This window comes from Streptomyces sp. NPDC088812 (genome assembly GCF_044750285.1).
In the GTDB taxonomy this organism is placed as follows: Bacteria; Actinomycetota; Actinomycetes; order Streptomycetales; family Streptomycetaceae; genus Streptomyces.
In genome coordinates, this window is the sequence record NZ_JBIVJP010000022.1 from 42,667 (window position 1) to 56,651 (window position 13,985).

Annotated in this window: 11 protein-coding genes; 6 read left to right on the top strand and 5 right to left on the bottom strand. The window is 71.7% G+C overall.

Going from position 1 to position 13,985, the window contains the following annotated elements; genetic code table 11:
• Positions 1-4: 4 nt before the first annotated feature.
• On the top strand, positions 5-574 hold the full coding sequence (locus ACIP67_RS32355) for a dienelactone hydrolase family protein (RefSeq protein WP_401696521.1): 570 nt from the start codon (positions 5-7) through the stop codon (positions 572-574).
• A gap of 10 nt (positions 575-584) precedes the next feature.
• On the opposite strand, the gene ACIP67_RS32360 is transcribed toward ACIP67_RS32355, so the two are convergent.
• From ACIP67_RS32360 to ACIP67_RS32375, 4 genes are all read right to left on the bottom strand, one after another.
• Positions 585-2,264 carry an alkaline phosphatase D family protein gene (locus ACIP67_RS32360; protein WP_401696523.1) on the bottom strand — a complete coding sequence of 560 codons (1,680 nt, stop codon included), beginning with the start codon at positions 2,262-2,264 and terminating at the stop codon, positions 585-587.
• An 81-nt stretch (positions 2,265-2,345) separates the two neighbouring features.
• Positions 2,346-3,158 carry a thioredoxin domain-containing protein gene (locus tag ACIP67_RS32365; RefSeq protein WP_401696525.1) on the bottom strand — a complete coding sequence of 271 codons (813 nt, stop codon included), beginning with the start codon at positions 3,156-3,158 and terminating at the stop codon, positions 2,346-2,348.
• 110 nt (positions 3,159-3,268) lie between these two features.
• Positions 3,269-3,961 (bottom strand): hypothetical protein, encoded by a 693-nt coding sequence (locus tag ACIP67_RS32370; protein ID WP_401696527.1) that lies wholly within the window; start codon positions 3,959-3,961, stop codon positions 3,269-3,271.
• 68 nt (positions 3,962-4,029) lie between these two features.
• Positions 4,030-5,379, bottom strand: coding sequence for a DUF2252 domain-containing protein (locus ACIP67_RS32375; protein ID WP_401696530.1), 1,350 nt, complete (start codon positions 5,377-5,379; stop codon positions 4,030-4,032).
• Between the two features lie 204 nt (positions 5,380-5,583).
• Here ACIP67_RS32375 and dnaE point away from each other — a divergent pair, with 204 nt between their 5' ends.
• Positions 5,584-9,123 (top strand): DNA polymerase III subunit alpha, encoded by a 3,540-nt coding sequence (gene dnaE / locus ACIP67_RS32380; protein ID WP_401696532.1) that lies wholly within the window; start codon positions 5,584-5,586, stop codon positions 9,121-9,123.
• An 83-nt stretch (positions 9,124-9,206) separates the two neighbouring features.
• Here the strand turns inward: dnaE and ACIP67_RS32385 are convergent, their stop codons facing one another.
• On the bottom strand, positions 9,207-9,374 hold the full coding sequence (locus tag ACIP67_RS32385) for a hypothetical protein (protein WP_401696534.1): 168 nt from the start codon (positions 9,372-9,374) through the stop codon (positions 9,207-9,209).
• 224 nt (positions 9,375-9,598) lie between these two features.
• On the opposite strand from ACIP67_RS32385, the gene ACIP67_RS32390 reads away from it, so the two are divergent.
• From ACIP67_RS32390 to ACIP67_RS32405, 4 genes are all read left to right on the top strand, one after another.
• Positions 9,599-10,828: an NYN domain-containing protein gene (locus tag ACIP67_RS32390; RefSeq protein WP_401696536.1), complete on the top strand. Its 1,230-nt coding sequence runs from the start codon at positions 9,599-9,601 to the stop codon at positions 10,826-10,828.
• 108 nt (positions 10,829-10,936) lie between these two features.
• Positions 10,937-11,911, top strand: coding sequence for an ABC transporter ATP-binding protein (locus ACIP67_RS32395; RefSeq protein ID WP_401696698.1), 975 nt, complete (start codon positions 10,937-10,939; stop codon positions 11,909-11,911).
• Between the two features lie 73 nt (positions 11,912-11,984).
• Positions 11,985-12,809: an ABC transporter permease gene (locus ACIP67_RS32400; RefSeq protein ID WP_401696538.1), complete on the top strand. Its 825-nt coding sequence runs from the start codon at positions 11,985-11,987 to the stop codon at positions 12,807-12,809.
• A 34-nt stretch (positions 12,810-12,843) separates the two neighbouring features.
• On the top strand, positions 12,844-13,524 hold the full coding sequence (locus tag ACIP67_RS32405) for an AAA family ATPase (RefSeq protein WP_401696540.1): 681 nt from the start codon (positions 12,844-12,846) through the stop codon (positions 13,522-13,524).
• The last annotated feature ends 461 nt before the right edge of the window (positions 13,525-13,985 follow it).

Sequence of the window (13,985 nt, forward strand, 5' to 3'; positions counted from 1 at the left end):
CCTCATGAACATCATGCTCTTCCATTCGACCTATGGACTGCGTCCCGCGGTGCGTGCGGCGGCGGACCGGCTGCGCGCCGCCGGCCACGAGGTGTGGACGCCGGACCTCTTCGCGGGCCGCACGTTCGACACGGTCGAGGAGGGCATGGCCCACAAGGAGGAGACCGGCAAGGACGAGCTGCTGAGGAGAGCCGTCCTGGCCGCGGCGCCCTACTCGGAGCGGGGGCTGGTCTACGCCGGGTTCTCGCTGGGCGCGTCGATCGCCCAGACCCTCGCCCTCGGTGACGACAAGGCCCGGGGACTGCTCCTCCTGCACGGCACGTCCGACCTCGCGCCGAACGTCTCGGTGGACGAGCTGCCGGTCCAGCTGCACGTGGCCGAACCGGACCCGTTCGAGACGGACGACTGGCTGAACGCCTGGTACCTCCAGATGCGCAGAGCGGGCGCCGACGTGGAGGTCTACCGGTACGCCGGGGCCGGCCACCTGTACACCGACCCCGGCCTGCCCGACTACGACGAGGAGGCGGCCGAGGCCACCTGGCGGGTGGCGCTCGGGTTCCTCGCCGGCCTGTAGTCCGCGTCGGCTACACCGGGTCGTACGTCCGCTCGACCTGCTGCGTGCCGCTGCGGGTGCGGTAGGAGCGGGTCCAGGACGAGCCGGCGTCCGCCCGCGTGCGGCTGGAGACCACGTAGTAGTCCATCTGCGCGCGCTCGCCGGTGACGTCCAGGACGCCGTAGCCGTGCCGGTCGGTGTCGACCCAGTGGACGTGGCGGTTGGCGGCCCTGATGACCGGCGCGGCGATCGCGGAGACGGTGCCCTCGGGGACGTCCACGAGGTCGTCGAGGTTGTCGGAGGTCACCGAGGTGACGACGAACTCGGTGGCGGCCGAGGCGGACAGCGGGTAGGTCCCGGCGTCCACGGGCACGTCGTTGGCCCACGCCATGTGGATGTCGCCGGTCAGGAAGACGGTGTTGCGGACGGCGTTCGCGCGCAGGTGGGCGAGGAGCTCCCGGCGGTCGTCGGTGTAGCCGTCCCACTGGTCGGTGTTGAGGGCCAGGCCCTCCCGGGGCAGGCCGAGCAGCTCGGCGAGCGGCGCGAGCAGGTCCGCGGAGAGCGAGCCGACGGCGAACGGCGAGATCATCACCGAGTTGCCGACCAGCCGCCAGGTGGTGTCGGAGGCGGTCAGCCCGGCCTTGAGCCAGTCGAGTTGGGCGCGGCCGGTGAGCGTGCGGTCCGGGTCGTCGACGCCGCCGTCGCCGGCGGAGACCTGCTGGGAGCGGAAGGAGCGCAGGTCCAGCAGGGACAGGTCGGCGAGCCTGCCGAAGCGCAGGCGGCGGTAGGTGGTGCCCGCCAGCGCCGGGCGGACCGGCATCCACTCGAAGTAGGCCTGCTTGGCGGCCGCCTGACGGGTCGCCCAGGTGCCCTCGGTGCCCTCGGTGTGGTTCTCGGCGCCGCCGGACCAGGCGTCGTTGGCGATCTCGTGGTCGTCCCAGATCGCCACGACGGGAGCCGCGGCGTGCAGGGACTGGAGGTCCGGGTCGGTCTTGTACCTGCCGTGCCGGGTCCGGTAGTCGGCGAGGGTGAGGATCTCGTGCGCCGGCGCGTGCTGCCGTACGACCGTGCCGCGCGTGCCGTACTCGCCGGTGCCGTACTCGTAGATGTAGTCGCCGAGGTGCAGCCAGGCGTCGAGGTCGCCGCGGGCGGCGAGGTGGCGGTAGGGGGAGAAGTAGCCGGCCTCCCAGTTGGCGCAGGAGACCACGCCGAAGCGGAGACCCGCCACGGACGCGTCCGCCGCCGGCGCGGTGCGGGTGCGCGCCACCGGGGAGTCGGTCCCGCCGGCCGAGAAGCGGAACCAGTAGTCGGTGGCCGGTTCCAGACCGCGTACGTCGGCCTTGACGGTGTGGTCGGAGGCGGCGGTCGCGGTGACGGAGCCCTTCGCCACGACGCTGGTCAGCGCCTTGTCCCGCGCCACGAGCCACTCGACCTCGGTGTCCGGGCCGAGCCCGGAGCCGGGTATCGCCTCCGCGGTGGGCGTCACCCGGGTCCACAACAGGACGCCGTCGGGCAGCGGGTCGCCGGAGGCGAGGCCGTGCAGGAAGACGGGGGCCTCGGCGGCGCGGGCCGACGGCGCGGCGGCGAGCGGGCCGGCCAGGGCCGCGGTGGCGGCGGCGGCCTTGACGACCGAACGGCGGCGCGGCGCGGGCGGGCCGGCGCGTACGGGCAGTACCTCGGAACCCTCTGTCGAGCTGTGTCGTCTGGTCACGGGCGATGAGATTACTGACCAGTACGACGGAAGAGCGGGCGAACCGGCAAGAGTTCGCCCGCTCTTCGGCCGCGCGTCGGATCAGGCCGTGAGGGCCGCCTCGATCGCGGTGGTGAAGTCGGCCACCGTCATCGGCGCGTTCTGCCCGTCGGAGCCGGTCAGCGTCTTGCCGTCCATCTTCAGCGTCGGGGTGCCCGACACGCCGCTGTCGTCGAACGTCGCGGACATCTCCAGGGCCCACTTGTCGTAGGTGCCGTTCTTCACGGCGTTCTGGAACTTGGTGTTGCCCTTCAGGGCGGAGACCGTGTTCGCCACCTTGATCAGGTAGCTGTCGTCCTTGAACTTGTCGTCGGTCTCCTCGGGGTGGTACTTCGACGAGTACAGCGCGGTCTTGTACTCGAGGAACGCCTCGGGGCTGACGTTCAGCGCGGCGCCCAGGGCGCTCAGCGCGTTCTTGGAGCCCTCGCCGGTCAGGCTGTTGTCGAGGAAGGTGGCCCCGACGTACTGGATCTTGTACTTGCCGGCGTCGTAGTCCGACTTCACCGTCGCGCCGACGGTCTGCTCGAACTGGGCGCAGATCGGGCAGCGCGGGTCCTCGTACATCGTGAGCGTCTTCTCGGCGGTGCTCTTGCCGATGACGACCGTGGTGCCGTTCTTGCCGCTGGTGTTGGCCGGCTTGACCAGCTTGTCGTTCTTGGCCTCTTCCCAGTAGGTGGGCTTGTTGGCCTGGACGACGGCGTAACCTATGCCGCCGGCGATCGCCAGCACGCCGACGACCGAGCAGGCCACGACGACCTGCCGCTTGATCTTGGCCCGCTTGGCCTGGCGCTCACGTTCGAGGCGCAGCCGCTCCCGGGCCGCCGTCTTCGCCGCCTGGGTGTTCCGCTTGCTCATGTCGGTGTTCTCCCTGTGGGACGCGCACGGGAGGTGCGCGGGAAACGTGTGAGGGGACTGTCGTGCTCGGCTGCCGCGGCCACGGGCGTGGCGGCGGGCAGCGGGGTCGTTCAGACGAAGGCGACCGAGCGCGGCGGTCCCCGCCGTCCCAGGGAGTGCACGAGGATCCGGGCGCGGGAGGTGGCCGTACGGGGCGTGGGCCGCGGCGGACGGCGGGCCGCCGGGGCACGCCGTACGGTCACGGCGGAGACGGCCAGCAGCAGCGGACGGAACGTGGTCGCCGCCGCCGCTTCCAGCAGCCGGCCCAGCGCCCGCTCGCCCCGGCGCAGCCAGGCGGCCGCGGTCAGGCCGACGGTGATGTGCGCGGCGAGCAGCAGCCAGGCGGTGGCGGGGTCGGCGTGCGCGAGCACCCCGACCAGCCGGTCCGGGTCGGTGCCGGTGACCTGCGCCAGCGGGGTCCCGACCCGGGTGCCGTCACCGCACAGCACGTCCCAGCCGACCGAGGCCAGCGGCCCGGCGACCGGGCCGCCCGCACGGCCGTAGCAGACGTGCTGCCCGGTGGTGAAGACGGTGTCGGCGGCCAGTTCCAGCGGGATCAGCAGGCCGGCGATCCGCCCGAAGCCGCACTCGCGGCCCGCGAGGGCGTACGCGAGGACGAACACGGCGGCCGCGACGGCGGCCACCGTGTTGAGCGGCAGCGGGGCTCGGGACAGCAGGACGTGCGACGCGGTGCTGAGCGTCACGACGAAGGCCGTGAACAGCGCCGCGCGTACGGCTCTGAGTCGGGTCCCGGATATGTCCATGGCGGAGGAGAGTGTGTCACGCGCTCCTGTAAGGGACCGCTAAAGGGTCCCTGTGAGAGCCCTTTCCGTCACAGACCCGGAATCCGTCCGTTGCGGAACAGGTCGACGAAGATCTGGTGGTCCGCACGGGCGCGTGCGCCGTAGGAGTGCGCGAAGTCCACCAGCAGGGGCGCGAAGCCGTCCTCGTCGGCGGCGATGGCCGCGTCGATGGCCCGCTCGGTGGAGAACGGCACCAGGGACTCGCCGGAGGTGTCGTCGGCCGCCGCGTGCATCGCGGCCGTGGCCCGGCCCAGGTCGGCGACGACCGCCGCGATCTCCTCGGGGTCGTCGATGTCGCCCCAGTCCAGGTCGACGGCGTACGGCGAGACCTCGGCGACCAGCTGGCCCGCGCCGTCCAGCTCGGTCCAGCCCAGCCACGGGTCGGCGTGCGCCTGGAGGGCGCGCTGGGAGATCACCGTGCGGTGGCCCTCGTGCCGGAAGTAGTCGCGGATCGCCGGATCGGTGACGTGCCGGGAGACGGCCGGGGTCTGGGCCTGCTTGATGTAGATCACCACGTCGTTCTCCAGGGCGTCGCTGTGGCCCTCCAGGAGGATGTTGTACGACGGCAGGCCGGCCGAGCCGATGCCGATGCCGCGGCGCCCGACGACGTCCTTCACCCGGTAGGAGTCCGGGCGGGCCAGCGATGTCTCCGGCAGCGTCTCCAGGTAGCCGTCGAAGGCGGCCAGGACCTTGTAGCGGGTGGCCGCGTCCAGCTCGATGGAGCCGCCCCCGGGCGCGAAGCGGCGCTCGAAGTCGCGGATCTCGGTCATGGAGTCCAGCAGCCCGAAGCGGGTCAGGGAGCGGGCGTCGCGCAGGGCGTCCAGCAGCGGGCCCTGGGCGGTGTCCAGGGTGAACGGCGGCACCTCGTCGTCCTTGGCGCCGGTGGCCAGCGCGCGGATCCGCTCGCGGTACGCGCCCGCGTACACCTCCACCAGGTCGGTGATCTGGTCGTCGCCGAGCGCCTTGGCGTACCCGATGAGGGCGATCGAGGCGGCGAAGCGCTTCAGGTCCCAGGTGAAGGGGCCGACGTACGCCTCGTCGAAGTCGTTGACGTTGAAGATCAGGCGGCCGGTGGCGTCCATGTAGGTGCCGAAGTTCTCCGCGTGCAGGTCGCCGTGGATCCACACGCGCGAGGTGCGCTCGTCGAGGTACGGTCCGCTGAGCACCTGCCCGGCGCCCCGCCCGGTGTCCTCCCGGTCCAGGTCGTGGTAGAACAGCGCCGCCGTGCCCCGGTAGAACGCGAACGCCGAGGCCGCCATCTTCCGGAACTTCACGCGGAACGCGGCCGGGTCGGCGGCCAGGAGCGCGCCGAAGGCGGTGTCGAAGACGGCGAGGATCTCCTCGCCGCGAGGCTCGTCGTTGAGCTGCGGGACCGACATCGCGGGGTGCCTCCTGGTGCATGACATGTACGACAGCGTTTCTGTCGTATCCAACGGGCCGGGATGTGTGAAAGTGCCCACGGCCCTCGCAGTGAAGGTACGCGGGGGAGCCCTCGGGGTGTCAGTGGCGAGGCATAGACTTCGACGCTGACCCCCGGACTGTCCGCCGGTCCGTCGTCGTCTGTTTCCCTGGGAGGCCCCGCCGTGTCGAAGCCGCCGTTCACGCACCTGCACGTCCACACCCAGTACTCGCTGCTGGACGGTGCCGCGCGGCTGAAGGACATGTTCGACGCGTGCAACGAGATGGGCATGACCCACATCGCCATGTCCGACCACGGCAACCTCCACGGGGCGTACGACTTCTTCCACTCCGCGAAGAAGGCCGGAGTCACCCCGATCATCGGGATCGAGGCATACGTCGCGCCCGAGTCGCGGCGGAACAAGCGCAAGATCCAGTGGGGCCAGCCGCACCAGAAGCGGGACGACGTCTCCGGTTCCGGCGGCTACACCCACAAGACGATCTGGGCGGCGAACGCCACCGGTCTGCACAACCTCTTCCGGCTCTCCTCCGACGCGTACGCCGAGGGCTGGCTCCAGAAGTGGCCCCGGATGGACAAGGAGACCATCTCCCAGTGGTCCGAGGGGCTGATCGCCTCCACCGGCTGCCCCTCCGGCGAGCTCCAGACCCGGCTGCGCCTCGGCCAGTACGACGAGGCGCTGAAGGCGGCCGCCGACTACCAGGACATCTTCGGCAAGGACCGCTACTTCCTGGAGCTGATGGACCACGGCATCGAGATCGAGCGCCGGGTCCGCGACGGTCTGCTGGAGATCGGCAAGAAGCTCGGCATCCCGCCGCTGGTGACCAACGACTCGCACTACACCTACGCGCACGAGGCGACCGCCCACGACGCGCTGCTGTGCATCCAGACCGGCAAGAACCTCTCCGACCCCGACCGCTTCAAGTTCGACGGCACCGGCTACTACCTGAAGTCCACGGACGAGATGTACGCCATCGACTCCTCGGACGCCTGGCAGGAGGGCTGCCGCAACACCCTCCTGGTGGCCGAGCAGATCGACACCACCGGCATGTTCCAGGCCAGGAACCTCATGCCGAAGTTCGACATCCCCGAGGGCTACACCGAGGTCACCTGGTTCAAGGAGGAGGTCCGCCGGGGCATGGAGCGCCGCTTCCCGGGCGGCATCCCCGAGGACCGGCAGAAGCAGGTCGAGTACGAGATGGACGTCATCATCCAGATGGGGTTCCCGGGGTACTTCCTCGTCGTCGCCGACTTCATCATGTGGGCCAAGAACAACGGCATCGCGGTCGGCCCCGGCCGAGGCTCCGCGGCCGGCTCGATCGTCGCCTACGCCATGGGCATCACCGACCTCGACCCGATCCCGCACGGCCTGATCTTCGAGCGGTTCCTCAACCCCGAGCGCGTCTCCATGCCCGACGTCGACATCGACTTCGACGAGCGCAGGCGCGTCGAGGTGATCAGGTACGTGACGGAGAAGTACGGCGCCGACAAGGTCGCCATGATCGGCACCTACGGCAAGATCAAGGCCAAGAACGCGATCAAGGACTCCGCGCGCGTGCTGGGCTACCCGTACGCGATGGGCGACCGCATCACCAAGGCGATGCCCGCCGACGTCCTGGGCAAGGGCATCGACCTCAACGGCATCACGGACCCGTCCCACCCCCGCTACTCGGAGGCGGGCGAGGTCCGGGGGATGTACGAGAACGAACCGGACGTGAAGAAGGTCATCGACACCGCCAAGGGCGTCGAGGGCCTGGTCCGGCAGATGGGTGTGCACGCCGCCGGCGTGATCATGTCCAGCGAGACCATCACCGAGCACGTGCCCGTGTGGGTGAGGCACACCGACGGCGTGACGATCACGCAGTGGGACTATCCGAGCTGCGAGTCGCTCGGCCTGCTGAAGATGGACTTCCTCGGCCTGCGCAACCTCACGATCATGGACGACGCCGTCAAGATGGTGAAGTCCAACAAGGGCATCGACATCGATCTGCTGAGCCTGCCGCTCGACGATCCGACGACCTTCGAACTGCTCCAGCGCGGCGACACCCTGGGCGTCTTCCAGTTCGACGGCGGTCCCATGCGCTCGCTGCTGCGCCTGATGAAGCCCGACAACTTCGAAGACATCTCCGCCGTCTCCGCGCTCTACCGTCCCGGCCCGATGGGCATGGACTCGCACACCAACTACGCGCTCCGCAAGAACAAGCTCCAGGAGATCACCCCGATCCACAAGGAGCTGGAGGAACCCCTCGAAGAGGTCCTGGCCGTCACCTACGGCCTGATCGTCTACCAGGAGCAGGTGCAGAAGGCCGCCCAGATCATCGCCGGCTACTCGCTCGGCGAGGCCGACATCCTCCGCCGTGTGATGGGCAAGAAGAAGCCCGACGAACTGGCGAAGAACTTCACCATCTTCCAGGCCGGCGCCCAGAAGAACGGCTACAGCGACGAAGCGATCCAGGCCCTGTGGGACGTGCTGGTGCCGTTCGCCGGCTACGCCTTCAACAAGGCGCACTCGGCCGCGTACGGACTGGTCTCGTACTGGACCGCGTACCTCAAGGCGAACCACCCCGCCGAGTACATGGCCGCGCTGCTCACCTCGGTCAAGGACGACAAGGACAAGTCGGCCGTCTACCTCAACGAGTGCCGCCGCATGGGCATCAAGGTGCTCCCGCCGAACGTCAACGAGTCGGTGCACAACTTCGCCGCGCAGGGCGACGACGTGATCCTCTTCGGCCTCGAAGCCGTGCGCAACGTCGGCACGAACGTGGTCGAGTCGATCATCAAGAGCCGCAAGGCCAAGGGCAAGTACGCCTCCTTCCCCGACTACCTCGACAAGGTGGAGGCGGTCGCCTGCAACAAGCGCACCACGGAGTCGCTGATCAAGGCGGGGGCGTTCGACACCCTGGGGCACACCCGCAAGGGGCTCACCGCGCACTTCGAGCCGATGATCGACAACGTGGTGGCGGTCAAGCGCAAGGAGGCCGAGGGCCAGTTCGACCTCTTCGGCGGCATGGGCGAGGAGGAGAGCAGCGAGCCCGGCTTCGGCCTCGACGTCGAGTTCACCACCGAGGAGTGGGAGAAGACGTACCTCCTCGCGCAGGAGCGCGAGATGCTCGGCCTGTACGTCTCCGACCACCCGCTGTTCGGCCTGGAGCACGTGCTGTCCGACAAGGCCGACGCGGGCATCGCCCAGCTCACCGGGGGCGAGCACGCCGACGGCGCGGTCGTCACCATCGGCGGCATCATCTCCGGCCTCCAGCGCAAGATGACCAAGCAGGGCAACGCCTGGGCGATCGCCACCGTCGAGGACCTCGCCGGCTCCATCGAGTGCATGTTCTTCCCGGCGACCTACCAGCTGGTGTCCACCCAACTCGTCGAGGACGCCGTGGTGTTCGTCAAGGGCCGCCTGGACAAGCGCGAGGACGTGCCGCGGCTCGTCGCGATGGAACTGATGGTCCCGGACCTGTCCACCGCGGGCACCAACGCGCCGGTGATCCTCACCATCCCGGCCGTCAAGGTCACCCCGCCGATGGTCAGCCGCCTCGGCGAGATCCTCACCCACCACAAGGGCGACAGCGAGGTCCGGATCAAGCTCCAGGGCCCGACCAGGACGACCGTCCTGCGCCTGGACCGGCACCGGGTCAAGCCCGACCCGGCGCTCTTCGGTGACCTGAAGGTGCTGCTCGGCCCGTCCTGCCTGGCGGGCTGAGCGGACGACACGCGCGAGGGGCGCACCCGGCTCCGGGTGCGCCCCTCGGTATCCGGGCGGCCACAAGGCCCGTCACTCAGACGCTAGTTGTGACCGAAGCGCTTGCCGCGCCCCTTGCCGTGGGTGACGTCACCGGAGGTCACCTGGGTGGTGCGCTGTTCGTCCTGCGGCTCCAGCGTGGTCTGCTGGCCGCTCTGGCCGGTGCGCTCGGGCTGCGGCTGCTTACGGTCACGGTTCTTGTTCTTGGCCATGGGGATCTGCCTCCTGTTGGGGGTCTAGGGGCCAGGGCCGGATTCAGATTCACACAGCCCGACTTACCGCGCATGTCGGATAATTACCGTCTGTGACAGGGGTGGTCGGGGTGAACGACGCCGAAACGCCACGCCGAAGATCGAGTTCGGACCGTTAACCTCCGCGCCGTCGGGCAGACTCGAAGCAGGCCCTGAGCAAACCTCCCAGGAAGAGGGTGAGTCGTGTGGACCGCTGCATCGTCCTGGTGGACGCCGGGTATCTGCTGGGGGCCGCCGCGAGTCTCCTCGCCGGAGAGCCGTCGCGGTCCCGGATCACCGTCGACCACGCCGCCCTCGTCCAGGGACTGCGCGAACAGGCCGAGTCCGAGACACAACGGCCGCTGCTGCGCATCTACTGGTTCGACGGCGCCCCCGACCGCGTCCCCCAGCCCGAGCACCGCAGGCTGCGCGTGATGCCCCGGGTGACCGTCCGGCTGGGCGCCCTGACCCGCAGCGACGGCCGCTGGGCGCAGAAGGGCGTCGACGCCGCCATGCACGCCGAACTGACCGAGCTGGCCCGCAACCGCGCCTGTTCCGACGTCGTCCTCGTCACCGGTGACGGCGATCTGCTGCCCGGCATGATGGCTGCCAAGGAGCACGGCGTCGCCGTCCACCTGTGGGCCGTCCAGGCCGCCGACGGCGACTACAACCAGTCCGAGGACCTCGTCGCCGAGGCCGACGAGCGGCGCGTCCTGGACCGTACGTGGATCACCAAGGCCGTCCGCGCCAAGGACCTCGGCGGGATCTGCGCGCCGCCGCCCGTGCCCCGCCCCGAGATCGCCGCGATCCTCTCCGCGCCGCTGCCCGACTCCGGGCTCGGCCACGCCGACGGCCGCCACGCCGACGGCCGCCCGTCCGAGGAGAGCGACCACGCACCCGCGGCCCCCGCCGACGCGCCGCAGGAACGCGTCCCCGCCCCCAAGGGCGTCCCCACCCCCAAGGACCTCGCCGCGCTGCGCGCCCCCGGCCCGCAGGCCGTCCAGCACCCGGCGACCGCCACCCTGCGCTGGTCCTCCGACAAGGGCTGGGTCGACCGGCCCGGCGTCGCCGCCGAACCCTCCGAGGCCGCCTCGATGCCCACCCTCGCCCAGCTCACCACCGCCGAGCAGCGGTGGGCCGACCGCGAGGAGGACATCACCACTGTCGGCGGCGACCCGTACGAGGTGGGACAGGTCTTCGCCCGGCGGTGGATGGAGCGGCTCGGCGACCAGAGCCACCTCCAGAAGCTCTCCGGGATGTATCCGCGCATCCCCCACCGCATCGACGGCGAGCTGCTGCGGTACGCGGCCCGCTTCGGCCTGCTCGCGCACAAGGACGACCAGATCGACGAGCACGACCGCTACGCCATCCGGGCGGGTTTCTGGCGGGAGGTCGACGTGCGCACGGCCGCCGAGCACGCGCCCGCCGGGGACTGAACGGGGCACTCGGGACGCCCCCCGACGCGAGCGGCGGTCGCCGACCCCTTAGTCTCGTCCTTTGTGAGTACGCGCGCGGCACCGGCAGTCCGGCCCAGGGGCGAGGTCGTGTGTGCCGTGCGCGGTCTGACCAAGACCTACCCGGCGGTGCGGGCCCGGCGCGGCGCCCCCGCCACCCCCGAGGTACGCGCCACCGACGACGTACGGCTGGAGGTCCGGCGCGGGGAGATCTTCGGGCTGCTCGGGCCGAACGGGGCCGGCAAGTCCACCCTGGTCCGGCAGATGACCGGGCTGATGCGGCCCGACACGGGCAGTGTGGAGATCCTCGGGCACGACATCGTGCGCCACCCCGAGCGGGCCGCGCGCATCCTCGCCTACCTCGGCCAGGAGTCCACCGCCCTCGACGAGCTCACCGTCTCCCTCGCCGCCGAGACCACCGCACGTCTGCGCGGGCTCGACGTGCGGCAGGCGCGCCGGGAGCGGGACGCGGTGCTCGACGAACTCGGGCTGACCCCGATCGCCGGGCGGCCGCTGCGCAAGCTGTCCGGCGGCCAGCGGCGGCTGGCCTGCTTCGCGACCGCCCTGGTGGGGGAACGGCCGCTGCTGGTGCTGGACGAGCCGACCACGGGCATGGACCCCGTCGCCCGGCGGGCGGTGTGGTCCGCCGTGGACCGGCGGCGCGCCGAGCGCGGCACGACCGTCCTGCTCGTCACCCACAACGTCATCGAGGCCGAGACCGTCCTCGACCGGGTCGCCGTCCTCGACCGGGGCCGGGTCATCGCCTGTGACACGCCCGCCGGGCTCAAGGAACAGGTCGCGGGCGAGGTACGGGTGGAGCTGGTGTGGCGGGAGCGGGCACCGCTGGACGTGCCCGAGGTCGCCGCGCTGCGTGAACGCGCCGTGGAGTCCGGGCGCCGCTGGACACTGCGGCTGGCCCCCGAGGAGGCCCGCGCGGTCGTCGCCACCGTCACCGGCGGCGCCGCCTTCGCCGCGCTGGACGACTTCACCCTGGCGACGCCGAGCCTGGAGGACGTCTATCTGGCGCTGGGCGGCGCCGCGGGACAGGGACTGGTGAGGGCGTGAGCACGGCGGCCATCGCATCCGTACCGAACAGGACGACTGACGGAGTGAACTCCGAGAGGGAGAGCAACGCGACGTGAGTGTCGTACCCGCAGAGGTTCTGCCGGGCGGCGTCCGGGCCGTGGACGAGCAGCCGGTCCGGGCGGCGGCCGAGCTCGCGCCGCGTGCGCGGCTGTGGCCGTCGCTGGTCGCCGTGTACCGGGCGCAGCTGTCCCGCGCGCGCGTGGCACGCATTCCGCTGCTGTTCGTGGCGACGTTCCAGTCGGTCGGCATCCTGATCATGATGCGGGGGGTCGTGGACGGCGGGCGCGAGGCGGAGGCCGTGGTGGCCGGCTCGGCGGTCCTCGTCGTCGCCTTCGTCGCGCTGAACCTGCTCGCGCAGTACTTCGGGCAGCTCCGGGCGAGCGGGGGGCTGGACCACTACGCGACGCTCCCCGTGCCGCCCGCGGCCGTGGTGCTGGGCGCGGCCGGCGCGTACGCCTCCTTCACCGTGCCGGGGACGCTGGTGACGGCCGTCTTCGGGTGTGTGCTGTTCGGGCTGCCGCTGACCCATCTGTGGGTGCTCGCGGCGGTGATCCCGCTGGCGGGCGCCGCGCTGTCCGGACTCGGCGCGGCCTTCGGGCTGCTGGCGCCCCGTCCGGAGCTGGCCACCGTGCTGGGGCAGCTGGGGATGTCGGCGGCGCTGCTCCTCGGCGTGCTGCCGCCCGACCGGATGCCGGAGCCGGTGCGCTTCACCCGTGACCTGCTGCCGTCGACGTACGGCGTCGAGGCCTTCGCGCGGACCTTCCGGCCGAGCCCCGACTGGGCGTTCGTCCTGGGCGACCTCGCGGTCTGCGCGGGTGTCGGCGTCGTCTCGCTGGCCGTCGCCACCTGGGCCTACCGCCGGGCCGCCGTCCGGTGACGCGCCGCCGGGGCGGGCCTGGCACGATGTCAGGGTGACCGCACCGCTGACCCCGCCGCCGCCCCCGCACGAACCCTCCCCGCACCAGGCCTGGCCACCGGCGCCCGGCGGCCACCCGGGGACGGCCGGGCCGCCCGCCGCGTACGGCCAGGACGGGCCCGGGATGAGGACCGAGGTGCGGGAAGCCGCCGTGGTCACGGTGCTGGTCGCGCTCGGCGGTGTGCTGCTCGGCCTGCTGTGGGTGTGGCTCGCGCCGCGGGTGCCGCTGGTGGGGGACGTGGTGGACGGCGACTGGGTCGTCTACCTCAAGGACAGCGAGGGCGAGCAGGCCGTCGGCGTGGACGGTACGTTCACGCTGCTGGCGCTGGCCTGCGGCGCCGTGAGCGCGCTGGCCGTGTTCGCGTGGCGGCGGCGCGGCGGCGTGCCGCTGGTGGTCGGGCTGGCCCTGGGCGGTCTGCTCGGCTCGCTCCTGGCCTGGCGCCTGGGCGTCTGGCTGGGCCCCGCCGACGACGTCCTCGCCCAGGCGAAGGAGGCGGGCAAGGGCGTGACCTTCCCGGCCCCCCTCGAGCTGGCGGCGAAGAGCGCGCTTCTGACCTGGTCGGTCGCCGCACTGCTGGTCCACCTCGGCCTCTTGGCCCTGTTCGGGCCGCGCGACCCGGAGCCCTACGACGGACAGGGGCCGCACCCGAAGCCGTACCAGGGACCGTCCGCGTAAGGACCGGACGCCGACCGGGCGCAGCCGGGGACCTTCGGCGGCGGGACGCGGTGTGCGGACGCCCCGGGGGACGCCGGCCGGGTAGCCGGGTAGCCGGGTAGCCGGGTAGCCCGGTAGCCCCGGCCGCCCGGCCGGGACGCCCGGGGGCGCGGCTGTCTGGGCGGACGACTCACTGCTCGTCCTCGACGAGCTGAGCGGCGGCCGCTGCCGCGGTACACGGGCGGACCCGGCGCCACGCCGGCGGCCACCGTCCGGCAGCCATGCCGAGCCGGGCCCCCTGCGGGCGCCGAGCTGGACCCGTGCCGGGCTGGTGCCGGGGCGAGCCGAGCCCGTGCCGGGCCGGCGTCGAGCCCGCTCGGACGCTCGGACAGTGCGCTGCGGGCGTTCGCAGAGGCCGGCCTAAGCCGGAGCCGGGCCCCGCGCCGGAGCCGGGCCCCGCGCCGGAGCCGGGCCTCGCGCCG

What these genes read in the sequence shown, in the direction of transcription:
- ACIP67_RS32355 (WP_401696521.1), top strand. Translation starts at nt 5, where the DNA reads ATGAACATCATGCTCTTCCATTCGACCTATGGACTGCGTCCCGCGGTG.
- ACIP67_RS32365 (WP_401696525.1), bottom strand. Translation starts at nt 3,158, where the DNA reads ATGAGCAAGCGGAACACCCAGGCGGCGAAGACGGCGGCCCGGGAGCGG.
- ACIP67_RS32370 (WP_401696527.1), bottom strand. Translation starts at nt 3,961, where the DNA reads ATGGACATATCCGGGACCCGACTCAGAGCCGTACGCGCGGCGCTGTTC.
- ACIP67_RS32375 (WP_401696530.1), bottom strand. Translation starts at nt 5,379, where the DNA reads ATGTCGGTCCCGCAGCTCAACGACGAGCCTCGCGGCGAGGAGATCCTC.
- ACIP67_RS32385 (WP_401696534.1), bottom strand. Translation starts at nt 9,374, where the DNA reads ATGGCCAAGAACAAGAACCGTGACCGTAAGCAGCCGCAGCCCGAGCGC.